Below are 25,388 nucleotides of genomic sequence, written 5' to 3'. Positions count from 1 at the left end.
GAACTATTGCACGTCAGTTGAAATCTTACCGGGATCCACTACAATGCCGCAAAACAACTTGTAACTGCAAAGCAGATTACCAGGTTTGCATCCAGGCCTGTGGCGGAAAAATTCATAAGGAACTGAGAGCTGCCCCAGTTTGTTAACACATTAGATTTACGAGGAAACATTCATGGCGAATGAAATAAATACTGATATTGACCCAATAGAAACCCGTGAATGGCTGGATGCTTTACAGGCCGTGGTCAATAATGACGGCAATGAGCGGGCTGCTTTTTTGCTGCAACAATTACTGAACAAAGCGAATGCAGAAGGTGTTGCCCTGGAAAATAAAATCCATACTCCATACCGCAATACGATAAAACCGCATGAAGAGCAATTGATGCCCCCCGATGAAGGCCTTGGAAAACGAATTGGCGCACTCATTCGCTGGAATGCTGTCGCTATGGTACTTCGTGCTGGCAAGTATGCTCCTGAGCTGGGAGGTCATATTGCTTCTTATGCATCTTCCTCCACATTATATGAAACCGGTTTTAACTATTTTTTCAAAGGCCCGAATGGCGAAAATGGCGGCGATTTGATTTATATACAAGGCCATTCTTCTCCTGGTATTTATGCTCGTGCCTTCCTTGAAGGACGTTTGTCAGAGCAGCAGTTAGCCAACTTTCGCCAGGAAGTAGAGGTTGATGGATTATCATCCTATCCTCATCCCTGGTTAATGCCTGATTTCTGGCAATTCCCTACTGTATCAATGGGTTTAGGGCCACTGCAGGCTATTTATCAGGCGCGTTTTCTTAAATATCTTGAAAACAGAAGCTTAATCAAGTCGGAAGGCCGCAAGGTCTGGGCATTTCTGGGTGATGGTGAAATGGATGAGCCCGAATCACTGGGTGCTTTGTCTATTGCCGCAAGAGAGAAACTTGATAATCTGATTTTTGTTGTAAACTGCAACTTGCAGCGCCTGGACGGCCCTGTGCGAGGTAACGGCAAAATTATTCAGGAGCTGGAAGGCATATTCCGGGGGGCGGGCTGGAATGTAATCAAAGTGATCTGGGGCGGCCGCTGGGATAACCTGTTCGCCCGTGATAAAACTGGAATCATGCAAAAACGCATGGAAGAATGCGTTGACGGCGATTACCAGGCTTATAAAGCCAATAACGGCGCGTATGTCAGAGAACATTTTTTTGGACAGTATCCTGAATTGAAAAAAATGGTTGAATCCATGTCAGATGAAGAAATCTGGCGGCTCAACCGCGGTGGTCATGATGCGCAGAAAGTATATGCCGCTTATGCAGAGGCAGTAGAGCATAAAGGACGTCCCACCGTAATTCTTGCAAAAACAATTAAAGGCTATGGAATGGGGGCGGCAGGCGAGGGGCAAAATATAACCCATCAGCAAAAGAAAATGTCGATTGAGCAACTCAGGGCTTTCCGTGATCGTTTCAGTATTCCTGTCAGCGATGCAGAAATTACTGAGATTCCTTTTTATCGTCCTTCTGAAGATAGTCCTGAAATACAATATATTCGCAAACAGCGCGAAGCATTGGGCGGCTATCTACCGGCACGTAATACCAGTGTTGAACCTTTGCCTGTTCCTGACTTGTCTGCTTTTTCTGCGGTGACTAAGGGAACGGGGGATCGTGAAATATCCACGACAATGGCCTTTGTCAGAATTTTGTCAGTTCTATTGAAAGACAAGGTGCTAGGTCCCCGGATTGTGCCAATAGTGCCTGATGAATGCCGGACCTTTGGAATGGAAGGCTTATTCAGACAAATCGGAATTTACTCTCCCGTGGGGCAGCTTTACACGCCAGTGGATCATGAGCAGGTGATGTATTACCGTGAAGCACGTGACGGTCAGATTCTGGAGGAAGGTATTAATGAAGCTGGCGCGTTCTGTTCCTGGATAGCAGCTGGAACTTCTTATAGTTCTAACAAGTTAGCCATGATTCCTTTTTATATTTATTATTCCATGTTTGGTTTTCAACGGGTTGGTGATCTGGCCTGGGCTGCTGGCGATATGCAGGCACGCGGCTTTTTATTAGGCGGAACAGCGGGCCGCACGACGCTTGCAGGGGAAGGTCTCCAGCATCAGGATGGTCACAGCCATATCATGGCCTCAACAATTCCCAACTGTGTCAGTTACGATCCCACCTACGCCTATGAACTGGCAGTCATCATGCAAAATGGCCTTGAGCGGATGTATACCAGACAGGAAAATGTATTTTATTACATCACAGTAATGAATGAGAATTATACTCAACCTGATATGCCAGAGGGTGTGGAAGAAGGCATCATCAAGGGAATGTATTTACTGCATGCAAGTAATAAGAAGAAAGCGAAAGCCCATGTTCAGCTAATGGGTTGCGGTACTATCCTGCGTGAAGTTGAAAAAGCCGCCTCATGGTTACTCTCTGACTTTGATGTAAGTTCTGAAGTCTGGAGTGTGACAAGCTTTAACGAACTACGGCGGGATGGACTGTCGGTTGAACATTATAATCGAATGAATCCGGAGCAATCTCCCAAGCAAGCCTACGTCACGCAATTACTCGCTGATCGAAAAGGTCCTGTTATTGCAGCTAGTGACTATATGCGCTTATATGCGGAACAGGTTCGCCCATATATCAATGCGAATTATGTAACCTTGGGAACTGATGGCTATGGACGGAGTGATACCAGGGAACGTTTGCGCCATTTCTTTGAAGTGGATGCCAAATATATTGTCATTGCCGCCTTGGAAGCTTTAGTTAAGGACGGCAGTCTGCCAAAATCGGTTATGGCTGATGCGTTTAAGAAATATGGGATCAAACAGGATAAGCCGAATCCTGTAACGCAGTAGGTTTTAAGTTAAGTTGTCCTTTCCTGGCGTATAGGTGGCAACTTAAGAGAAAATCCCCTCGCCCAAGTTGGGAGAGGGCTAGGGTGAGGGTTGGTTTAAACCCCCTCTCTCTAACTCTCTCCCCTGAGGGGCGAGAGGATTTAAGGTGGAGATTAAAAACAAATCCCCTCGCCCAAGCTGGGAGAGGGCTAGGGTGAGGGTTGATTTAAACCCCTCTCTCTAATTCTCTCCCCTGAGGGGCGAGAGGATTTAAGGTGAGATTAAAAAAGAAATCCCCTCGCCCAAGTTGGGAGAGGGCTAGGGTGAGGGTTGGTTTAAACCCCTCTCTCTAACTCTCTCCCCTGAGGGGCGAGAGGATTTAAGGTGAGATTAAAAAAGAAATCCCCTCGCCCAAGTTGGGAGAGGGCTAGGGTGAGGGTTGGTTTAAACCCCTCTCTCTAACTCTCTCCCCTGAGGGGCGAGAGGATTTAAGGTGAGATTAAAAAAGAAATCCCCTCGCCCAAGTTGGGAGAGGGCTAGGGTGAGGGTTGGTTTAAACCCCTCTCTCTAACTCTCTCCCCTGAGGGGCGAGAGGATTTAAGGTGAGATTAAAAAAGAAATCCCCTCGCCCAAGTTGGGAGAGGGCTAGGGTGAGGGTTGATTTAAACCCCTCTCTCTACCTCTCTCCCCTGAGGGGCGAGAGGATTTAAGGTGAGATTAAAAAAGAAATCCCCTCGCCCAAGTTGGGCGAGGGCTAGGGTGAGGGTTGATTTAAACCCCTCTCTCTAACTCTCTCCCCTGAGGGGCGAGAGGATTTAAGGTGGAGATTAAAAAGAAATCCCCTCGCCCAAGCTGGGAGAGGGCTAGGGTGAGGGTTGGTTTAAACCCCCTCTCTCTAACTCTCTTCCCTGAGGGGCGAGAGGGTTTAAGGTGAGATTAAAAAGAAATCCCCTCTCCCAAGTTGGGAGAGGGCTAGGGTGAGGGTTGGTTTAAACCCCTCTCTCTAATTCTCTCCCCTGAGGGAAGAGAGGATTTAGGGAGAGTTCCTTAAGAATTAAGCGTCTTAGTGCAGCATATGGGTGCTTCGTTAAGACAGTTTGACCAGTTTGCTGAGGAAAAATATGTCAGATGAGATGAAAGTTAAGGTTCCAGACATCGGGGGTGCGGCTGGTGTGGATGTCATTGAACTATTAGTGAAGCCTGGTGATGAGGTCCAAATCGATACACCTTTAATCACGCTTGAATCCGATAAAGCGAGCATGGAAATCCCCTCGCCTAAAGCCGGTAAGGTACACTCAGTGCTGGTTAATATTGGCGATAAAGTCTCGGAAGGGGATGATATTCTTGTTTTAACAATTGAGGAAGGCTTACCTGCTGGAAAGCAAAGCGAAGAAAAGAAAGAAGAGCCTGTCGCTAAAGCAGCAGCTGAGCCTAAAGCCGAAGAAAAGCCAACTATTCCACAAGGCACTTCATTGCTTGCAGTCAATATTCCCGATATTGGCGGTGCAACTGATGTTGATGTCATTGAAGTGATGGTTAAAGCAGGCGATTCAATTGAAAAAGATCAGGCTTTGATTACTCTCGAAGGGGATAAAGCCACAATGGATATTCCTTCTCCAGCAGAGGGCGTCGTTGAAAAGGTTGCTGTAAAAGTTGGGGATAAGGTATCGCAGGGCTCTCTCGTCCTTACAATGAAATCCACAGAGCAGACAGAAGCGCCTGCACCTAAAGCTCAAGAAGAGAAACCATCGCTTGAGGCAAAACCAGCTGAACCAGAAGTGAAGCAAGCGCCAGTTCGTGAAGAGAAAGTTGAAGAATCTGGCAGCAGTTCAGGTGTTTTTGCGGGTCCTGCGGTTCGTCGTTTAGCCAGAGAATTTGGCGTTGATTTAAAGCTGGTAAAAGGCAGCGGCAGAAAGGGACGTATCAGCAAAGAAGATGTTCAGAGTTATGTTAAAAGCCGTCTTGCAGAAAAGCCATCCAGCTCTGGATTTTCATTGCCGCAGGCACCGTCTATTGATTTTAGTAAATTCGGGGCAATCGAAACAAAGCCTTTGAACAAGATCAAGCGCCTGACTGGTGTTAACGTACACCGTTCCTGGATTACTATCCCTCACGTCACCCAGTTTGACGAAGCAGATATCACCGATCTGGAGTCATTTCGTAAATCAGAATCAGAGGCTGCCAGTAAATCCGGATATAAATTAACAGTGCTGGCTTTTGTCACTAAAGTAATTTGCAAAGCATTGCAGGTGTTTCCCCAATTTAATGCTTCATTAGATAGCAGCGGTGAGAACCTGATTTTTAAACAGTATTTTAATATCGGTATTGCTGTTGAGACGCCTAATGGTCTGGTTGTGCCTGTTATTCAGGGAGTAGACAAGCTTAATGTTGCCGGAATTGCATTGGAAATGGCTCGTTTGAGCACTAAAGCTCGCGAGAAAGGACTGATGCCTGCTGATATGAGTGGCGGCTGCTTTACCATATCAAGCCTGGGAGGTATCGGTGGAACGGCTTTTACTCCAATAGTAAATAGTCCTGAGGTCGCTATACTTGGATTATCTCGCTCCAGCATTAAACCGGTGTTTGATGGAAAAGAATTTAAGCCGCGCTTAATGCTTCCGCTATCTCTATCTTATGATCACAGGGTGATCGATGGTGCTGAGGCGGCCAGATTTACTCGCTATATTGCAGACACATTGGCAGATATTCGGAGAGTTCTGCTTTAGACAATGTTATTAATAAATATTATGTGCTAAACGTTAAAAGAGGCGTCTAATGAGTGTAAATATGAAAGCGGAAGTGGTTGTTTTAGGCAGTGGACCTGGTGGTTACACGGCAGCGTTCAGAGCGGCGGATTTAGGTAAGAAAGTGATTCTGGTAGAGCGTTACAATAGCCTTGGAGGCGTTTGCTTAAACGTGGGTTGTATCCCTTCAAAAGCCCTGCTGCATATCGCCAAAGTGGTCGATGAAGCGCATGAAATGAATGATTTGGGAGTAAGTTTCAACCAACCTTCCTTCGATAACACTAAACTGGTTGGCTGGAAAAATAAAGTGATCGGCAAGTTAACTGGCGGCTTGAAGATTCTGGCTAAACAGCGAAAGGTTGAGGTCGTAACCGGAGTAGGCCGTTTTTCAGGTACTCATCAGATTACAGTGGAGAATGAAGGACAAACTACCACGATTGATTTTGATAATGCGATTATTGCGGTTGGCAGTGAATCTGTTAAATTGCCGTTTATTCCTGAAGATCCAAGAATATTCAGCTCAACAGGCGCTTTGGAATTGGCAGATATCAAAGGCGATTTGCTCGTTCTTGGTGGTGGAATCATTGGGCTTGAAATGGCGACGGTGTATTCTGCCCTCGGGGTGAATGTGACAGTCGTGGAGTTCATGGATCAATTGATTCCGGGCGCAGACTCTGACTTGGTCAATGTATTACAAAAACGAATGAGCAAGAAAGGCGTCAAATTCCTTCTTAAAACAAAAGTAACCGCAGTTGAGGCAAAAAAAGATGCCTTATATGTGTCTATGGAAGGTCAGCATGCCACTGAACAACCCATGAAATTTGCTCAGGTTCTGGTTGCAGTGGGAAGAAAACCTAATGGCGGCGCGATTAATGCTGGAGCTGCTGGTATCAATGTGGACGATAGAGGCTTTATTAAAGTTGATAACCAGATGCGTACCAATGTTCCGCATATTTATGCGATTGGCGACGTAGTAGGCCAGCCAATGCTTGCCCATAAAGCGATGCCCGAAGGAAGGGTAGCTGCTGAAGTAATTTCAGGTTTAAAACACTATTTTGACCCAAAATGTATTCCCAGCGTAGCCTACACTGATCCTGAGATTGCCTGGACTGGTTTAACTGAGAAAGAAGCTAAGGAAAAAGGCATTTCCTATGAAAAGGCTGTATTTCCCTGGATGGCAAGCGGCCGTGCTCTAAGTATGGGCCGTGAGGAAGGGATGACCAAATTACTGTTCTGTCCTGATAGCAAACGAATTCTCGGAGCTGGAATTGTCGGGATTAATGCAGGCGACTTGATTTCAGAAGCTTCATTGGCAATTGAAATGCAATGTGATGTGGAAGATATTGCTTTAACAATTCATCCGCATCCAACGTTGTCTGAATCGGTTGCTTTGGCCTCTGAAATCTTCGAAGGGACAGTGACGGATCTGTATATGCCAAAGAAGAAAACTGAGAAGTAAATGACTCCTGTCATTACCCGAAGGCGCATTGGCGCCAACTTGTGAAAAATCTCCTCTCCCAAGTTGGGAGAGGGCTAGGGACACTGCCATTAAGTAAGCTTAGTGGTATATAAACTGTCCTCCCCGCGAAGGCGGGGATCCATCTCTGAGCGAGCTGTAATGCCAATTGAGGAATGGATTCCCACCTTCGTGGGAATGACAAATTCCCTTAACCTAATAGCAGTGAGGACTAGAGAGAGGGGTGATTTTTAAACCCCTCTCTCTAACTCTCTCCCCTGCGGGGAGAGAGAACTTTCAGGCAAGCGGGAATGACACAGCTAAAGGATACCCGTGAAGTATTCAATACGGCCGATGAGGCTTGAAGATATTGATGATGTATATACCATTGAAACTCAGGGGCATAAAGCGCCCTGGAGTCGCGGTATTCTTGTAGATTGCGTGCTGGTTGGTTATGATTGCCGGGTCATAGAGTCTATTAAAGAAAACCGGCAACAGATTCTGGGTTACAGTATTTGCCGTCAGGCATTCAATGTCTGTCATATTTTAAATTTGTGTGTTGCTCCTTCGTATCAACAGCAAGGCGTCGGGCGTCAGCTTTTAACGCAGTTACTTGATTTACCAGTTAGTCCGCTTATCAATACCTATATTCTGGAAGTCAGACCCAGCAACGCGGGGGCTATCCAGCTTTATGAAAAAATGGGTTTTTTACGCGACGGAATCAAAGAACATTATTATGATGATCAGGCTGGAGTTGAAGATGCCTGGCTTTATAAGAAAGTCATCGGCTAGTTAGTTCTTTAACTTATCCAGCTCTGGGTTTCTTATATTCATCAAGGATCTCATTAAACATTTTGGTGCTGGCAGTTGTCGTTTGAAACCAGTGAGCGTTTCGATGAGTGCCAATTAATTCCCGCTTGTCCGTTAACCAGTCTTCAATATGATGGATCAGTTTTGGATAATCACAGGCATAGTCCTGTGTGGTTTCATTATAAAGTTGCCTGATAGCCTCAAATTTATTACAGGTAATTGGATTTTTATCTCCAATCTGAATCATTTCATCCAGACGATTATAGAGTCTCTTTGCAATAGCCAGAGTTTTTGGACTCATGTTTGTAAATGCATTTGGAGGAGAGGGCAGCAGGAAGAAATGATCGGTTTCAATAAGTCCTTCGTTTAATTTCATGGACAAAGGCAGTCTGCGAAAGAAAAACCGTGAAACTCCTTTGCCAAGATTATCCAATAGAGTGGCCCGACGGGTCATATCGATAGCAGTATGTCGGCAGGTATTTCGCTGGCTGATTTCACAATAATCAGATTTGAAGCCCTCCTCTGTATCGGGAGAGGATAAGTCTCTCAGAAATCGATGCTGAAAAATGATTTCATCCTCATTTTCCTCAACTGGCTGAAACGCTGATAAGTATCTGCTGGTCACTTTTCTCTTTACTTGTTCGGTAGAAAATGTAGCCATTTCAGCCATACGCCGCTTATAATTCTCATAATCGATTTCAAAGGCTTTATAGGTGACATCCTGCAGATAGGCGCCTGAAGTATTTAGCAGGATGGATTCATCATACATAACCCCCTCGGCTTGCCAAAAAGCCATTTCACAACGGGTAGCATTTTTTTTCTTGTATTTACCGAATCCAGCAAGGATTAATGGAATGTTGTTATGAATAACACCCAGACAACTAAATGAATGTGGATTGTCCTTCCTTTTACAGATAGCCACAAAAAACTTATCGTCAGGTTTAATCTTTAAGGAAAATTTACCATCGGAATCTGTAAATAAAGAGTGTTTCATGGAAAGTCCTGGTTTTTACAAACATTACTATAACTTAAACTTCTTAAGAAACCCTTAAGCGAGATAAAGTTTTGTTAGTGCTTATGCCATCTGTCTTAAAAATTCCTGACAATGCAGCCGTTCATTTTCTCCTGCCAGATAAGTTTTGAGAGTCACGATGGCATTCTCATACTCTTGCTGCGTTAAGCTTCCCCGAATTAACTCAAAGCGGAGATAGACACAATAGGTATTGAGAACGTCCGTTTCACAATAGTCACGAATACTTTTTAATTGACCTGCCTGATACTGATCCCAGACTTTTGAGCCGCTCATTCCCATTTTACCGGGAAAACCCAGCATATGGGCAATGTCATCTAATGGTGCAGAGGCGCGGCTCTGATAAGCTGCGAGCACGTCCATCAAATCAAGGTGGCGGTAATGAAAACGGTTAAGATAATTATTCCAGCGAAAATTCTGCTGATTTTCTCCATACTCCCAATAGGTAGGGGCAGGAATTCCATGCAGCAAGGCGCGATAATGCAGGACCGGCAAATCAAAACCACAGCCGTTCCAGCTGACCAGAATAGGAGTATATTTATCAATACCGGAAAAAAAACGGCTAATCAGTTCTTTTTCATCGGCCTGTTCATCGCCCAAAGACCAGACCTTGACCTGATTGTTATTCTGAATCACCGCTGAGATAGCGACTACTCTTTGCAGATAATGAGGCAGGAAATCATTCCCGGTCTTGGCACGGCGTAAGGCAAACATCGCTTTTGCTGTTTCTTCATCGCTGAGATTGTCCAGATGAAATAGCTTTCTGCCAGAATGGACATCGGGAACCGTTTCAATATCAAAGACTAAAACACTCATAAAGTACTTGATAAATAATAAATCTCAAATTCTAGCACAGTTATTGCTACCAGGATATTTGTTCCTGTTGCCAAAGGAAAAACTGGATGATATTGCGAGACAGTGGGATTTTTGTTACTAATACGCTCATTTATACCAACATGACGTGGTCTTTTAATATGAAACGCCTTTTATTGCTTGTTCCTTTTTTATTGCTCAGCGCCTGTGTCAGTACACCGCCTCCGAGAGATGTTAATAACGTTTGCAGTATTTTCAAGCAATACCCTAAATGGTATCTGGATGCAAAAGATGCCGAGCGTCGCTGGCGGGTGCCTGTGGCTGTTCAAATGGCCATTATTCATCAGGAATCCAAGTTTGATGCCAATGCTACGCCCAAGCGAACCAAACTATTATGGATTATTCCCTGGAAACGTCCTTCAACTGCCTATGGCTATACACAGGCTTTACGCGCCACCTGGGCTCAGTATAAGAAATCAGATGGCGGGGTATGGGCGGCTCGTGATGATTTTACCGACGCAGTAGACTTCGTTGGCTGGTATGCTAACCAGGCTTATCGTCGTGCTGGAATTCAAAGAGATGACACCTATAATCTCTATCTGGCCTATCATGAGGGAATAGGAGGTTTTATGAGAAAAACCTATCTGCAAAAACCCTGGCTAATTGGCGTTGCCCGCAAGGTTAAAACCCGCGCAATGATCTATCAGGCTCAAATGGCGCGTTGTGGCCGTGGCTCATCTTATTATAGCGGGTATAAATAAGCGTCTATTATTAAAGGATAGAATAGGCTCATGCGGAGATTTCCGGATACCGCGACTTGTTCGCGGAATCCATAAAAAATGCCTGTTAGTGACATTTTCATTCAGGCAAGTTAAAATAATAAGGCCGTTTGACGGATATTGCCTTGAGTCGATAGCACAGTACTCTTCTTTAAAAGTTGAGAGCTGCTTTTCAAGTCTGGTCAAGCTTGAACTTTCCATGTAGGAGTCACGAATGCGTTTAATGTTATTAGGGGGGCCAGGTGCTGGCAAGGGTACTCAGGCAGTACGGTTAATTGAATATTTTGATATCCCGCAAATATCCACAGGCGATATGTTAAGAGCCTCTATTGCAGCCGGTACTGAATTGGGTCGAAGTGCCAAAGCGGTCATGGATGCAGGCAAACTGGTTTCTGATGACATTATTATTCGCCTGGTAAAAGAAAGATTACAGCAGCCAGATTGTACAAATGGCTTTTTATTTGATGGATTCCCGCGAACTATTCCCCAGGCTGAAGCATTAAGAACCGCTCGTATACGTCTGGATCATGTGATTGAAATTGCGGTTCCAGATTCTGAAATTATCAGCAGACTTAGCGGGCGGCGTGTTCATCCAGGCTCAGGCCGTGTGTATCACATTCGATTTAATCCTCCCCAGACTGAAGGCCGTGATGACCTGACTGGTGAAACACTCATCCAGCGGGATGACGACAAAGAAGAAACGGTTAAGAGACGGCTTGAAATTTATCATCAGCAGACGGAGCCTTTGGTTCAATATTATCAGCAATGGGCGGATAGCGACAGTTCAGGTGCTCCGGCATTCCATAGAGTTTCTGGATTAGGAAGCGTTGATACCATTTTCTCCCGCATTCTGGAAGCTATCACGACTAAGGAAGAATCATGCTCAAAAGCGTGAACGAAGAGCAGCTGGACGTATTGATTAATCAGAAAGGATTGTTCCTGATTGATTTCTGGGCTCCCTGGTGTGCACCTTGCAAGCAATTTGGCAGGATTTATGAACAAGTAGCAGAGCAAAATCCAGATATCGATTTTGTAAAGATCAATATTGAAGAGCAGCCACAAATCGCAGACGCATTTCAAATTCGCTCTATTCCCCATTTAATGATTATTAAAGAAGGTATCGCTATTTATTCAGAATCAGGCAGTATGCCCGAATCAACTCTTAAAGAATTACTGCAGCAGGCTCAAGACATCGATGTCAGCGAGATCCTCAATAAAATGAATCAGGATGAAGGCTAGAGATTAAAAATCAGGTGTAACCTAATCATGGTCGCAAGACGGTAAAATTCAACAGTATAGGAAGTTTTAATGTCAACAACACAGACAGTAGTGCTTGAGATTCAAAACACTGATAAAAAAAGAAATGGCTTTTTTAAGCATCAAAATAAGCTGCGTTCTGGTGCCCCTGCGCCAACTCCACCTGATGGAAGTAAAACAGTTTGTGATGATGATCAGGATGATCCCAATAAAAACTCTGGTAGTTGCTGTGTGATCAGCTAACTCTGAACGAAAATTGAATTAAAAACTGAATAATAATAATTATATGATTGTATTGACTATTAAAAGACTCACTAAATATTTGCTCCCAATGCTGCTGGCTGCTTGTACCCATCAGCAATCGAATACTCCGGATCACTATGTGATCAAAGGAAAAACATATCAGGTCATGAAGTCAGCCAAGCATTACAAAGCGAAGGGAGTTGCTTCCTGGTATGGGGGACGCGGCCGGAATCAAAAAACATCTACCGGAGAGCGCTACAACATGTATGCAATGACAGCAGCTCATCCAACACTCCCATTTGCTACCCGAGTGCGTGTCAAAAATCTGAATAATGGCCGCTCAATTGTGGTTCGCATCAATGATCGAGGTCCTTTTTTATCGAACCGATTAATAGATTTATCCTTTGCTGCCGCTAAAAAACTCGGCATAAAAGGTATCGCCCCTGTTGAAATCGAGGTAGTCTGATTTTGCTAGGAAGTATAACCTGCACCGTAAGTTTGCTGTGTAATTTCCTCCTTCCCAAGCTCCTCGCTTTCAGTATTAACAGGATAAGGCGTGGGAATAAAAAACCGTGAGTTTTGAGATCCCGCCGCTTTGTTATGGTAATATCCTAACAAATCCAGCATGTGCTTATCCTGTTTACTGTAAGCAATATTGAAAGGGCTGCGGTTTAAAGAATCGACAGTAGTCAGCTGCAGCAGGCTTTGTTCTAAAAGAGCCTCAACAGCTTCATACGCTGACTCATAAACGGCTCGGTGTATTGCGAAATAGTGATAATCTCCTACTATGAATGAAGTATGAGCGGCTTCACTTTGCAGCAGTTCGTTTATAATTTCTTTGCGCTGATTACAGCAGATAGCCCAATGAAGAACCGATTGAACAAATGTAGACTCTCCCTGACTCGTCTGCTGTTGAAAAAATTTCATCCCCAAAGAGAAAATACAATCAATAACCTGCTGAGTATGCGTTTCACGAATACAACTCAGCAGGGAGCGCCCTGAGCGCTCTGTATAGAACAATAAAGGAAGCAGGCCTTCATACATTGAACTAACAAGCATCTTTTCTTTTGCATAAATAAACATATCTATGACATTGTCAGGGAGATTTTGATACTCCTGAGCGGCAATAGCTGTAAATTGAGTAACAAATGATAGAGATTGATCAAAACCTGCTGCCTGGATCACTGATGGACGGAAATGCTGGTTTAATTTTAAACGCCAGAACTCGTTGTTTCTAAGTACAGAATGATGTTCCGCACTTAAGAAAGAGCACTGATAACGCGCTCTTAACCCATACCTGTATACACGAAGGACATCTTCAGGAGCAAACTGTATCTCTAAAGGATTGAACCTCTCGGTATTCACTACTTTTTCAACTACTGGTTCTCGTGCCGGCTCTTGGACACTCTTCGCTGTTAGCTCTTGTTGCTCTGGCAATGTCTCAGCAGATGCAGGTGCAGAGGATTCAGCTTCAGAGAATGTTTCTTGTTCTGGAGTGGCAACAGGTTTCCGTAAGGCGTTATGATAATCGGCAGAGCTTGTTTTAAGCGCATTAATAATTTTTTTGGCCATGTTATTTATTTGCTCAAGCTTAACCACTTTGTTCCATGCAATTTTGCACATTAAGAACTGATCAGTGACCTCGACTTCTTTGTTACCCAAAACTTTGCTTAAACTGCTCAGAAGCGCTGTGTCGAACCAGTTTTTTGTTGCATAAAAGCGGCTGACTCGTTCATTCGCTTTGCTCGTTTTAACCTGCCAGTAACTATTAATTTCCGGGGGTTGAATCCTGAGTTTGAAATAATCAGTTTCCTGAAGCACCACGTCGATAATCAGGTTTTGTGCTTCTCCAAAAATAAATTCAATTGCTTTTTTCCAGGCTGTAATTTGCTGATCCTGGCTTGGAAGAGTCGAAGACTTGCCTTTTTCTATCTTCGGTGCTGTTGATTCAGTCAGCTTAGCCTCGGCCAGTTTCTGGCTGATTTGTTCAACTTTATCAGGAATGGGCGCTTTGGCGGCCGGCTTATTTTCTGGAGTAATTATACTTGGTTTTGGAACGGGGGGACTGGCTTTGGTCGTCTCGGCTGGTGCTGGGACAGCTGTTTTTTCAATACTTATGCTCGAGCTGAGTTGCTGTTCAACTTTATCAGAAATGGGCGCTTTGGCTGTCTGCTCATTTTCTGTAATAACTAAATTAGCTTTTTGAACAGGGAGATTGGCTTTGGCCGTCGGGGCTCGAGCGGCTGTTTTTTCAATAATTATTCGCGGGCTAAAATGCTGCTCGATTGTTTTCTTTAGCTGACTCGGCAGCCAGTCGATCAGTTTAGGATTTAAAGTAAAAAAACTTCGCCTCTCAGGCCTGCTCATTAAATATTCAGCAGGGGATAAATTATCAAGCTTGGAAAACTTTTGCAAAAAAAGTCTTTGCGTAATTAAAGATACCAGTCGAGGTTGATTCTTGAAGTAATTGAAATGTTGTTCAAAAATAAGAAACAAAATAAATACCGGGAATTCGCCCCTAACGGTGTTTTCCTTAATTAAATTGTTCATTGCCTTGGACGAAATAGCATTTGTAATTTCCGGTCTGATCTCAAATAGTAAAATAGCCAGAGGATTTTTTAAGAGACAAGTCAAAACACTAACATTTGTTTTTTTGCCTTCAGCGTATATATAGCTTTCCAGTAGGGCTTTCAGGGAAATTGTCGTATGGTGTTGGATGTAACCAATAAAATTGGTCAGAGTGTCTATGTTTGACTGGCAAAGTTTAATGGTACTAGCCAGATAGTCGTATAAGGCGAAATCTATGGTAAGCTTCGAGCGCATGTATTCCAGTTGTGAAATTAATGAGGTAACAGAGTTAACCGCTTCACAATTGTTAAGGCGCTCTAATGCGTCTTCGCGGCTTTTAACTGCCCGATTCGTTCTGGTTAGTTCAGGCATATAAAGAGCTGGATCGGCATCTAAAAGTTCCAGAAGTTCAGCATAAGAGGAAGTCGCCTTATCTATAGAGTTATCTATTTTTGGAGCGGAATTACTGGCACAATCGGCTGTGGGTTGTGGCTGTATAATTTCTTGTTTTCGTGTTCCTGATGCTTCCGCTAAAACTTTGTAGGCTGTCAGGAGTAAAATACACTGTAGAATCGCCTGAACTTCCTGACTATCTGTTATTGAGTTTTTCAAAGCATACAGCGCTTCAATAATTTTAAGCAAAGCTTCATATTTGCGGTCAGGAGCCTGATGGACGATTTCAAATATTTTTGATGCAGTTTTAGCGCTTAAATTTTTACGCAGGCAACTATCTGATGCGATTTGTCGATTGATGCTGAGTTGCCAGTTATGAAAGTGCATTTTAGCCAGCATTGTTAGTTTTTGCCGCTCAATTTGCTGGCTTAACTGCTCACATTCAGAAGCGTTGGTCAGGCGTTTAAAATCCGTTTCAATAGAACTCAATTGCTCAGGTGCTGGTCTTTCATAGCTTGTAATTAATTGTTTTAATTCATCAAAAAGCATTATTAACTCGTTATTATGACTGCTGAAAATAATGGTAACCAGGTATTACAAATTATTAGCAATCGAATAAAAATAAGGCAAAAAAACAAGTGCAAAAAGCCAGTCATTATATTAATGAAATATTAACTAAACCTTAAGCTGTTTTCGTTTTGAAAAAGTATACCACATTATTGATTTAAACGCGCTCTATATGTATCAAATAAGTTCATCTTGTGATAAGATTCGCTACTATGTGTGATATTGGATCGAAACCGGGTCTGACTTATAACGCTTGAAAACGCATTATTAAAGCCTGCCAGTAGTATAAAGTTAAAGGTTAAGTATGAACTATTTTGATGAAATTTATAAACTTGCCATTGAAAACAAACCTGAAGATTTGAAAGCATTTCTTTTTAAACACAATATCAGTATTGATATTCGAAAAAAAATAGTTAATACAGAGGCACCCCCCCTAAACCCTGAAGATCCTGAAAATCCCGTTTGGCCAGCAATTATTGTAACAGCGGCAGAGTTACTCATTTACGAAGGAAAAATAGACGCTGCCAATGTACTCATGCATCTCGGAGCCAACCGTGATTCGATTGTACGGGGAGCAGCAAGAGCTAACAACACAAGGTTAGTAGAATGGATGCTTACACATAGAAATGCCAACATCACTATGGCTGCTCAAGGGTATGCACTGCGTGGTAACCGAGATGAAGCAATAAAACTGATAGAAAAAGGTGCAAGGATCGATGCAGTCGCCATAAGTGCAATTCAAGGAAAAAACGATCATTTTGTAGATGAATTATTTGCTATGGAGGCCGACATCAATGTAATAGCAGAAGCTGCCGCAACCTGTGGCGATTGGAAATCAGTAGAGCTTATGCGTTCATTCGGTGCAAATGAAGATTCTATTACACTGGGTATCGCCAGTGGCGGCTGGATTGATAAATTACCCTCAATTGATAAAAACGCCAATATCAATCTGATTGCCAAAGGGGTGGCGCGAGCAGGGCTTATCGATTTGGCTAGATCCTTGCTTGATCAGGGTGCAAGCCTCGAAGCAGTCGCAGAAGGCGCCAAACAGGGAGGCTATGATTTCCTGGCAATGGAATGTCGAGCGCGTATTAATTACCATGAAATTATTTGCCGTCTTGCTGAAGAAGGAAAGGAGGCAGCGTTAATAGATTTGCTGAAAGACCCCTTGGTTAGCATTGACGTGCGAAAGCAGGGAACTGATTGGACTCCTGCAGAAGTGTTGGCCTCTCAAAAAAAGGTAGATGCAGTCAAATTACTGGTCAAGCTAGGAGCGAATATTCATTTAGCGGGCAGAGGCGCTGCGCGCTCTGGCGATGTTGAAGCCACAGAAGTGCTCAGGCGCGAATCAAACACTTGTATTCATCAGATTGCCAGGGGCGCTGGTGAAAATGGTGATCCGGTTTTTACCAATTGGTTATTAAATCAGGGAGCATGTACTTCAGCGATTGCTGAAGGCGCGGCAATAAAGGGAGATGGGGATAAAGTCTCAGAGATGCTATTGAAAAAGGCTAGTTTTAAAGCAGTTTTACGAGGGTATTTACAGGGAAAACATATAGAACCGATATTATCCTACTATAATAACCCCCATAACTACGGCAATCGGACTTTTTTGGCTACCTATGCCGCTGCAAGTGGTTTACACGAATTAGCTTCTCAGCAACAGGACGCGGGAGTTGAGTTTAAGTATATTGCCATTGGACTGGCCAAAGGTGGATATATCAATGAACTTTTGCCTTTAATAGATCAGATAAGCGATATCAGTGAAGTTGCTGCCGCAGCAGCTCTCAGCGGTCATTTGTATTTAGCAGAGATGTTGCGAAGAAAAGGTGCGGACATAACTACGCTTGCCGTTGGCGCTATAAAAGGCGGACACGTTAAATACGCTGAATATCTGCGTTTATCGGGAGCTGATATCCACCGGATTGCAGCAGGGGCTGCTGAGGTAGGAAACATTGCTTATGCTGAATCCCTGCGTCTACGGGGAGCTGATATAGATCACATAGCTCATGGGGCTGCCAGAGGACGCCAGCGTGCTTATGCAGGAGCATTGCGGGAACTGGGTGCTGACAAGCTTACAATTGCCTCGGGCGCTATACTCGGTGAGGACTGGGAATATGCAGAATATCTAGGGACCCTTGGTGTTGAGTTGAGTCATTTAGCTCGTATGGCTGCTTATTATGATTATCAGGAATATGCCGAATTCCTAAGAGCAAAAGCAAAAGAGATGGGTTTTGATCTGACTGATCAAATGGCTGAATCGGCAGCCCAGGGTGGAAATATGTACTATACGTTGTTTTTAAAGAACAATGGTGCCAATTGGGCTGCAATTATGAGAGGGGCTGAAAAAGCGGGTATCGATTTTCTCAATTATATCAGGCCATTCCTTAATCACTCTGAGGCAGAGACCAATCAAGGATCGCTGTTCCCTGCTGTGGATGTAAATCCTGTATCAGATATTTTGTCCGCTGATATTGCAAATATTGATAGAAACTCAGAGCTAATGACTCTGGAAATTTTTGATGTTAGCACGCTTCGATTTTCTGAGTCTAACTCAACCAGCTCAATTATTATAGAAGATGGAACCGAAGAAGAGTCGCTAGCCTTTCGATTTTCTGAGTCTGACTCATCCGGTATAATTACTGTACAAGACTCCGAAGAAGAGTCGCTATCCCTTCGATTTTATGAGTCTAATCCATCCAGTCCCATTATTATACAAGATGACTCTGAAGAAGAGTCACTATCCCTTTCTGAAAATAGAAAACGATTGAGCGAATCTTCATCCGTGACTGCAGTCATCGATATTTCTGATGATATCGAGCAGGAACTTCCTGAATCCAGGGAGCAGAGTCCCATTCCTTTCTCACAGGAGCCTCAGGAAAATCGAGCTGGGCTGCAAAAGAATAAGCGATTGAGTGAATCTTCATCTGAAGAAGAGGTACAATCAAAAAAACGAAGTAAGAAAACTAAAGATCCATCGCGTATAAAAAAAGCAAATGAAAAAAATGCCCTGTTTAGTGCGAAATATTCACAGACATTTGAGCGCATACCCGAAGTCCCTTTTTTATTAAAGAAATCCAGCCGCAATATTACCTATTCCGGGGCATTCCAGTTTAAATCCCTTGATTCCTTCAAACAGACAATGGATGAACCTGAGTTTACTCATAAAATTAGCAGTGGTGACTCAAGATTTCGACTAGTGAGCCGCAGAAATGATTTGCCTTCATCCGATGAGACAGTGACCTTCGTGTTTGCAGGACGTAAGCACGAAGCGATGATTCCTGACCCCAGTCTGCTGGGCGATAAGCAGCGTCTGTTAGTGGTGGTCAGCGCTTATGAATATGAGAATTTGAGCGATCGAAATAAGCCTGAAAATGTCGAGTTTTTAATTACAGACGCTCTAAGTTATAAAACACACGGCAATTACCATCCCGAAGATATACAAACGCGCCGTCTGACGGCATTTATGCTCTCGTATTTATGGAAACTCAAGCATTGTGTTTACCTTGATGACAATCTTAGTCAGATACAAGCCACAGAGGAGTTTTGCGATGTTTCGACATGGTCTGGAATAACGAAATCGCTTGCCGCCGCACGAGAAAAAGATAAGGCGATTATCTGTGGCATGCAAACTTTATCGTTTAAGCGGTTTTACTTTTTAGAACCAGACTATGGATATAAGCTGTTCGATTTTGATTTTGAGCAGACAGCCAGGGTTTTGAAGTTACAAACTGCTGAGGATGTGTCAATTCTGGCATACCCTGGAGTGCATTCTCGCTTGTGTATGCAAGACTTTTATTTTCAAATGATTATTGATCATGCGCTGGAGGAAGCAAGAAAGGAGAATGGTGATCAAGATAGTGAATTAGCCAGAAACCTTTTGCATTTACCTGGACTGAAGTCAATCAGCTTAACGCGTTCAAAAAAAGTTAAAAACCAGGCAAAAGCAAATGCAGGTGGATATATTGAGCAAATCCTGGCTATTCAGACTGAAGAATTTCCTCCTGAGGGATTAAGCCCATTTTATACTCGACTGATGACAAATAGTCTTTCACATATGAAAAGTGAAATTGAAAGAAGTTTTAAATCGGTGGAGAAACAAAAACGTCAAGTTGAAACTCGCGATTTTCGCTCAATAGTGGAAGCGAATAATCAACCTAAATCTGACTCTAATCCTAATCTTAGAGAGTCCTTTGATGGTGGAGAACCGGAAGAATACGAGAAGCCGAATCTCCTGGCCAAACAAAAAAGATATGCGAAATCAGCTGCTCCATGTAATGAGACATTTCTCCAGAAACAATGGACTGGATCCAAGCTTAATTCACTTTTTGACCCCCATAAACTGGAAGAGTTCTTAAAGGAAGAAAAAGTATATCTTTATCCCTACCAGGCTGATGCGCTAAGAGCTGTAAGTCAATGCGACTCATCAAACGGAGTGGTCCAAATCACAACCGGCGGCGGGAAGACTCTGACTGCTATTCTGATGCTCATTTACCTCTTTAAAAATAACCCTGATGCTGTGTTTCATATTGTGGTGCCCACACTTCAACTGGTAGATCAATATCATGAAGAGTTTATGGCAGTTCTGGAAAGGCTAGGGAAGTTTGCACAAATTAAGCCAAAGAATGTGATTCCAGTCGATAGCAAGGAAAATGCAGTAACGATTAAATTGCTTCACAAGAATAAACCCCTAAGGGAAAAGGCAAGCGTTCTGATATTCTGTAAAGCCAGCTATGCAAAATTTGTCAGTGCACCAGATGATATCCTGAAAAAGCACCGTAAACCTTTAGTCACTGTCCTGGATGAGCATCATCTGTATCAGAAAGATGCTCAACGCGTAATGGAAAGCGGGGTGACCTCGCTGGGCTTTTCAGCAACGCCGGGGAATTCGGTTAAACCACTATACGTGTTTACGCGAACGGATTCTCGTAAAGCGGGTAAAACCGCCCCCCTGATAGTGGGTCGTTTGCCTTATTCACTAGCTATTGATTCTGCTGAAAAATGTAAAAAAATTGCGACATTAATTAAAGAGCATCGCCATCCGATGGGTAAGACACTCGCTTCCTACAAAGGCATCATTTATACCACGAGTATTCCAGAGGCCAAATTATTAACAGCTGCAATTAATGAAGGAGCTGGAACTAAACTCGCCAAGTCGATTCACTCAAATATCAAAAAGTATAAGGGATGGATTGAGCGTTTCAATAAGCAGCCAATGGACCAGCCCGGGATTCTGGTCGTCGTTAATATGTTAGGTACGGGTTACAATGACAAGAATGTAGCCTGGGGCCTGTATGCGAAAGAAAAAAGCCCGGAAGAGAGTCAAAATAAAGGTTGCTCTGTTGATATTCGTACAAAGATTGATAAGCGCTCACAGGAGGTGGGTCGCAGTTTACGAATCCCCCCGGAATTCCCGGATAAAATTGCCTATTATCTGACAGGGTTAGGTGTGCCTCTAAATGACGATGAAGTGTTTAATGATGAGGATGCTTTAAGGAATGCACATCCTGATTATTATAAACATAACCTGCAAGTGATTTACCTGGAGGTTTTAAATGCAATCGAAGTTCAACGGCCCTTTAAGCATTATTCGCCCATGTTTCAATACGATAAGTTGAGCCCGCTTTGCAGTTTATCCAAAAATCTGATGCTGTTACTAAAAGCACTGGTCAGCGGTAACGAGGAATGGAGCAGAGGTCTGCTTGAATTGAACCAGGGGCTTAAAAAAAGCTGGAGGGACCAATGGGGTAAGGAATTCAACCTTTTGGAGATATTTATTAATGAGGTCATTGGAGCGTCCCTGCGCCTTCAGAATGCCTCGCATAAAGATCCTTTAAAAGACGCTTTGTTTAATACGGACTCCTTTGATAAGCTGTTGAACTTGCTGAGCAGACATACTCCGGAGTTTTTAATGGAGTTGACGGCAAAAACCAGTCTGAAGGAGTTATTAAGAAGGGTTGACCCTCAGTATGCTCTTCTGCTGCAAAAATATAGTAGTCTTATTGTTGGATCGTCTGCTGACATGACTTTATCCTTGCCAGATAACATACGAGTAAGGCCCACTACGACGGCATCCTTGTCATCGAATCGCTACAGTTTTGCGAATTCGCAGGGAACTTCAAGATCAGGAGCGGGGCTGAGCAGGCGGGATGAGAAAAGAGAAGATACTGGGTTAGGCCCAGCTTACCAGTAAAGGGTAATCAATAGAAACTGTGTCATACCATGACGGGCGTGCCTGCGAGTAATGACACAGTTTAATGAAGACTCTCCGGTATTCAGTTCTACACTCTCTGATACTATGCTAAAATCTCAATTTGTATAACTAATCTCAATATCAATGCAAATATGGATCGATGGCGATGCCTGTCCAAAACCGATTAAGGAAATCGTATTTCGGGCAGCAATCAGAACTCAGCGCTTACTCATGATTGTCTCAAATCATAATCTGACTATTCCTGCTTCCCCCTTTATCAGGAAACATCAGGTGGGGGCGGGATTTGATATGGCCGATAAATACATTGCAGAAAATATAGAGCCTGGTGATTTAGTGATTACCGCTGATATCCCGTTAGCGGATCTCATAATCACTAATGGTGGATTTGCTTTAAATCCGAGAGGAGAGATGTATACAGCAAACAATGTAAAAAGCCATTTGTCGATGCGTAACTTTAATGAGGTCTTGCGCGGCGCACAAATGCTCTCTGGCGGTCCGCCGAAAATAAGTGCCAGAGAAATTCAAAGCTTTGCCAATGGCCTGGATCGATTTTTAGCCGGGAATGTGAAATAAACTGAGACTATTCTTGTTGAAGATTACAGTACTTCTCCAGTTTGATTTTTTCCTCAACCGAGAGCTCAAGCCCCAGTTTGGTTCTTCGCCATAAAATATCATCAGCGCAGCTTGCCCATTCCTGATTCATTAAATAATCCACTTCTTTAGTATAAAGTCCATGACCAATTTCCGATCCCAGATCATTCATTTTTTTACAACCCGCCAGAAGCAGTTCGGTTCTGGTTCCATAGGTTCGCAGGTAGCGGGTGAGTATACCAGGGGCAAGCCAATGATACATTTCCCTTGCATGAAATTGATATTCATTAAAGGACATCGATTCAAGTTTCGCACCAGGAAGAGCTGCTTTTGAACTGCCTGATGCAGGTAAACCGGGAAAAACCGGCTTTAGCTGATCAATCGTTTCAGTAGCTAACTGGCGATAGGTGGTAATTTTACCACCGTAAATAGAGACTACTGGCGCAGGTGAGTAATTCATATGAAAAAGATAGTCCCTGCTTAATGCCTGAGGGCTTTCTCCCAGCTTGAATAATAGAGGACGAACCCCGCTCCAGGTATTGATAATATCGCCGTGGGTCAGATGATGCTTAAAATAACCGCGAACGAGCTTGAACAGATAGTTTATTTCAATGGGAGAAATCGCGACGTGATCCAAATCGCCAGAAAATGGCACATCGGTGGTGCCAATCATGGTATGCCCATAATAGGGAATTACAAAAACGATGCGGTTATCCGTATTTTGTAATAGATAGGCGTGATCTCCCTCATAGAGTTTGGGAACGACGAAATGACTGCCCTGAACCATCGATATTTTATATTCAGATTTAATTCCAAGAAGGGTATTCAGAGATTCCACCCAGGGGCCTGCTGCATTGATTACCGCTTTTGCCGTAATGGTTTCAATCGATTGATTTTTACTACGTATGCGCAATGTCCATTGATTATCATGGGCTTCGGCGGCACATAATTCCGTTTGAGGTAAAATGTGTGCACCATGTTCTCTGGCCAGCAATGCATTGACCAGGGTTAGACGGGAATCATCCGTCGTACAGTCCGAAAATAAAAAGCCCTTGTTAAATTCCGGATTGAGCGCGCTGAAATAATTCGGGCTTTTGTTGCGCTTGATTAAACGGCTTTTGGGTAATTTATTTTTACGACTGAGATTGTCATATAAAAAAAGACCAGTACGTAAAAGCCAGGTCGGGCGCATGGATTGCAGATAAGGCAGAACAAAGGTGGTAGGGTATACAAGATGCGGAGCCAGACTGATTAGCAATTGTCTTTCATCCAGTGCCTTTTTTACCAGAGAGAAATCGTAATATTCGAGATAGCGCAAGCCCCCGTGAATTAACTTACTGCTGTTAGATGAGGTTTTTGAGGCAATATCATCCTTTTCGAGCAATACTACCGAAAGCCCACGCAATGCCGCATCCGCTGCGATACCACAGCCATTAATCCCTCCGCCAATCACCGCCACATCATATCCTTCAACCATGTATTTTGCTCTCCGTAAAAAGCGTATAGAATTATTTCAAGGGATAATACTAAAGAGAACAGGGCATGAAATACTTACTTGCAATTGATCAGGGAACAAGCAGTATAAGAGCCATGCTCTATGAAAGTAATGGCAGGCTTATCACCTCCAGTCAATACCCTCTCACTCAATATTATCCTGAACCCGGGTGGGTTGAACATTGTCCTGAAGAAATTTGGTCTAAAACCTTGGCCGCTGTAAAAGATGTTGTTAGCGGTGTTGAGTTAAAATCGATTGCTGCCTGCGGGATCACGAATCAGCGAGAAACCGTTTTACTCTGGAATAAAAAAACTGGCGAATGTCTGCACCGGGCTATCGTCTGGCAGGACAGAAGAACCCAGGATTTTTGCGATAGCTTGCATACTGAGAAAGAACTGATTCAGAAAAAAACCGGACTGCTGCCCGATCCCTATTTTTCCGCCAGTAAAATACACTGGTTAATTAAAAATATTCCTGAAGCCGCGAGGCTGGCGCATTCAGGTGAACTGGCAATCGGTACAATTGACAGTTTTTTAATCTGGCGTTTAACAAGAGGCAAGGCGCATGTCACCGATATTACCAATGCCTCAAGAACTTTATTATTCAATATTCATGAAAGACAATGGGATCAGGAATTACTCGATCTCTTCCATGTCAACTCCACGCTCTTGCCGGAAGTGCTTGCCTCTGATGCTCATTTTGGAACAATACACAGCTCATGGCTGGGTGCTGAGATTCCCATTACAGGAGCGGCCGGCGATCAGCAGGCAGCATTAATCGGACAACGTTGCTTTAATAAAGGAATGATTAAAGCCACCTATGGTACAGGCGGCTTTCTGATGATGAATACAGATAGAGAACCGGTGTTCTTTGCCAGTCATTTGCTAACTACGATTGCCTACCAGGTTAAGGGCCAGACTGCTTATGCGCTCGAAGGCAGTCTCTATCATGCCGGAACCACAATTAAGTGGCTGAGAGATGAAATGAAACTTATCCAAACAGCTGCTGAAACTGAGCAGCTGGCTGAATCACTGAATGATAATGCGGGTGTATATCTTGTACCATCGTTTACAGGACTCGGAGCTCCGTACTGGCTGTCGACTCCTGGTGCCATTATTGTTGGATTGTCTCGCAAGAGTAACCGTGCTCATATTGCCCGAGCGGCACTGGAAAGCGTAGCTTATCTCACGCGCGAGGTGATACGCTGCATGCAAGATGCTGTTGAGACCGACTTGAATGTTTTACGCGTGGATGGAGGAATGGCTGCCAATCACTGGTTTCTTCAGTTTCTTGCCAATCAGTGTCAGATGATCGTACAAAAGCCGCTTGATATTGAGTCTACCGCGCAAGGTGCTGCCATGCTGGCCGCTTTGGGCTGCGGTCTGTATTCAGACCCCGGGGATCTGGAGAGAAGCTGGCAATGTTCAAAAGAATTCACCCCTGATGAAGGTTATCAACAGAGAGACTGTGATTTTACCGGCTGGCAAAAAGCGGTTGCCTTGCTGTTATAAAATGCTCCCGTAAGGGCTGTTTATCTACGTACTCAGAATCTGCAAAAATCACAATTAGACCATCAAATTAGACCATCAATAGAACAAGATAAAAAATAT

16 protein-coding genes are annotated in these 25,388 nt (G+C 43.6%); 12 read left to right on the top strand and 4 right to left on the bottom strand.

Annotated features, from left to right (window positions below; all coding sequences use genetic code 11):
• Positions 1–172 precede the first annotated feature (172 nt).
• From aceE to rimI, 4 genes are all read left to right on the top strand, one after another.
• The gene (aceE, locus tag B1207_RS03400) at positions 173–2,839 is read left to right on the top strand and encodes a pyruvate dehydrogenase (acetyl-transferring), homodimeric type (RefSeq protein WP_112218597.1); all 2,667 of its coding nucleotides are present in this window, start codon (positions 173–175) and stop codon (positions 2,837–2,839) included.
• 1,100 nt (positions 2,840–3,939) lie between these two features.
• Complete coding sequence (gene aceF / locus B1207_RS03395; RefSeq protein WP_112218596.1) at positions 3,940–5,544, top strand: dihydrolipoyllysine-residue acetyltransferase; 1,605 nt, start codon at positions 3,940–3,942, stop codon at positions 5,542–5,544.
• 49 nt (positions 5,545–5,593) lie between these two features.
• The gene (gene lpdA, locus B1207_RS03390; protein ID WP_112218595.1) at positions 5,594–7,021 is read left to right on the top strand and encodes a dihydrolipoyl dehydrogenase; all 1,428 of its coding nucleotides are present in this window, start codon (positions 5,594–5,596) and stop codon (positions 7,019–7,021) included.
• A 330-nt stretch (positions 7,022–7,351) separates the two neighbouring features.
• Complete coding sequence (rimI, locus tag B1207_RS03385) at positions 7,352–7,810, top strand: ribosomal protein S18-alanine N-acetyltransferase (RefSeq protein ID WP_112218594.1); 459 nt, start codon at positions 7,352–7,354, stop codon at positions 7,808–7,810.
• Positions 7,811–7,823: 13 nt separating this feature from the next.
• Here rimI and B1207_RS03380 read toward each other — a convergent pair whose 3' ends face one another.
• Positions 7,824–8,822 (bottom strand): hypothetical protein, encoded by a 999-nt coding sequence (locus tag B1207_RS03380; protein ID WP_112218593.1) that lies wholly within the window; start codon positions 8,820–8,822, stop codon positions 7,824–7,826.
• 81 nt (positions 8,823–8,903) lie between these two features.
• On the bottom strand, positions 8,904–9,674 hold the full coding sequence (locus tag B1207_RS03375; protein ID WP_112218592.1) for a 3'-5' exonuclease: 771 nt from the start codon (positions 9,672–9,674) through the stop codon (positions 8,904–8,906).
• A 140-nt stretch (positions 9,675–9,814) separates the two neighbouring features.
• Between B1207_RS03375 and B1207_RS03370 the strand changes: the two genes are divergently transcribed.
• The 5 genes from B1207_RS03370 to B1207_RS03350 all read left to right on the top strand — a co-directional run bounded on the left by B1207_RS03370 (position 9,815) and on the right by B1207_RS03350 (position 12,416).
• Positions 9,815–10,432 (top strand): transglycosylase SLT domain-containing protein, encoded by a 618-nt coding sequence (locus tag B1207_RS03370; RefSeq protein WP_112218666.1) that lies wholly within the window; start codon positions 9,815–9,817, stop codon positions 10,430–10,432.
• Positions 10,433–10,664: 232 nt separating this feature from the next.
• A complete protein-coding gene (adk, locus tag B1207_RS03365) occupies positions 10,665–11,345 on the top strand; it encodes an adenylate kinase (RefSeq protein ID WP_112218591.1) in 681 nt (226 codons plus the stop codon).
• Positions 11,330–11,689, top strand: a complete 360-nt coding sequence (locus tag B1207_RS03360; protein WP_112218590.1) for a thioredoxin family protein — start codon at positions 11,330–11,332, stop codon at positions 11,687–11,689. The genes adk and B1207_RS03360 overlap by 16 nt, the downstream gene beginning before the upstream one ends.
• Positions 11,690–11,758: 69 nt before the next feature.
• Positions 11,759–11,950: a hypothetical protein gene (locus B1207_RS03355; protein WP_112218589.1), complete on the top strand. Its 192-nt coding sequence runs from the start codon at positions 11,759–11,761 to the stop codon at positions 11,948–11,950.
• A gap of 43 nt (positions 11,951–11,993) precedes the next feature.
• Positions 11,994–12,416, top strand: coding sequence for a septal ring lytic transglycosylase RlpA family protein (locus B1207_RS03350; protein ID WP_112218588.1), 423 nt, complete (start codon positions 11,994–11,996; stop codon positions 12,414–12,416).
• Between the two features lie 5 nt (positions 12,417–12,421).
• On the opposite strand, the gene B1207_RS03345 is transcribed toward B1207_RS03350, so the two are convergent.
• A complete protein-coding gene (locus tag B1207_RS03345; protein WP_112218587.1) occupies positions 12,422–15,460 on the bottom strand; it encodes a hypothetical protein in 3,039 nt (1,012 codons plus the stop codon).
• A gap of 322 nt (positions 15,461–15,782) precedes the next feature.
• Between B1207_RS03345 and B1207_RS03340 the strand changes: the two genes are divergently transcribed.
• The gene (locus B1207_RS03340) at positions 15,783–21,671 is read left to right on the top strand and encodes a DEAD/DEAH box helicase family protein (protein WP_112218586.1); all 5,889 of its coding nucleotides are present in this window, start codon (positions 15,783–15,785) and stop codon (positions 21,669–21,671) included.
• Positions 21,672–21,815: 144 nt separating this feature from the next.
• Positions 21,816–22,265, top strand: a complete 450-nt coding sequence (locus B1207_RS03335; protein WP_112218585.1) for a YaiI/YqxD family protein — start codon at positions 21,816–21,818, stop codon at positions 22,263–22,265.
• A gap of 7 nt (positions 22,266–22,272) precedes the next feature.
• Here B1207_RS03335 and glpD read toward each other — a convergent pair whose 3' ends face one another.
• On the bottom strand, positions 22,273–23,760 hold the full coding sequence (gene glpD / locus B1207_RS03330; RefSeq protein ID WP_112218584.1) for a glycerol-3-phosphate dehydrogenase: 1,488 nt from the start codon (positions 23,758–23,760) through the stop codon (positions 22,273–22,275).
• A gap of 65 nt (positions 23,761–23,825) precedes the next feature.
• Between glpD and glpK the strand changes: the two genes are divergently transcribed.
• Positions 23,826–25,289 (top strand): glycerol kinase GlpK, encoded by a 1,464-nt coding sequence (gene glpK, locus B1207_RS03325; RefSeq protein WP_112218583.1) that lies wholly within the window; start codon positions 23,826–23,828, stop codon positions 25,287–25,289.
• The last annotated feature ends 99 nt before the right edge of the window (positions 25,290–25,388 follow it).

The sequence above is a fragment of the Legionella quinlivanii genome (assembly GCF_003265995.1).
Classification (GTDB): Bacteria; Pseudomonadota; Gammaproteobacteria; order Legionellales; family Legionellaceae; genus Legionella_C; species Legionella_C quinlivanii_A.
Note: the sequence above shows the minus strand (reverse complement) of the source record. Positions and strands in the feature narration are given on the sequence as shown.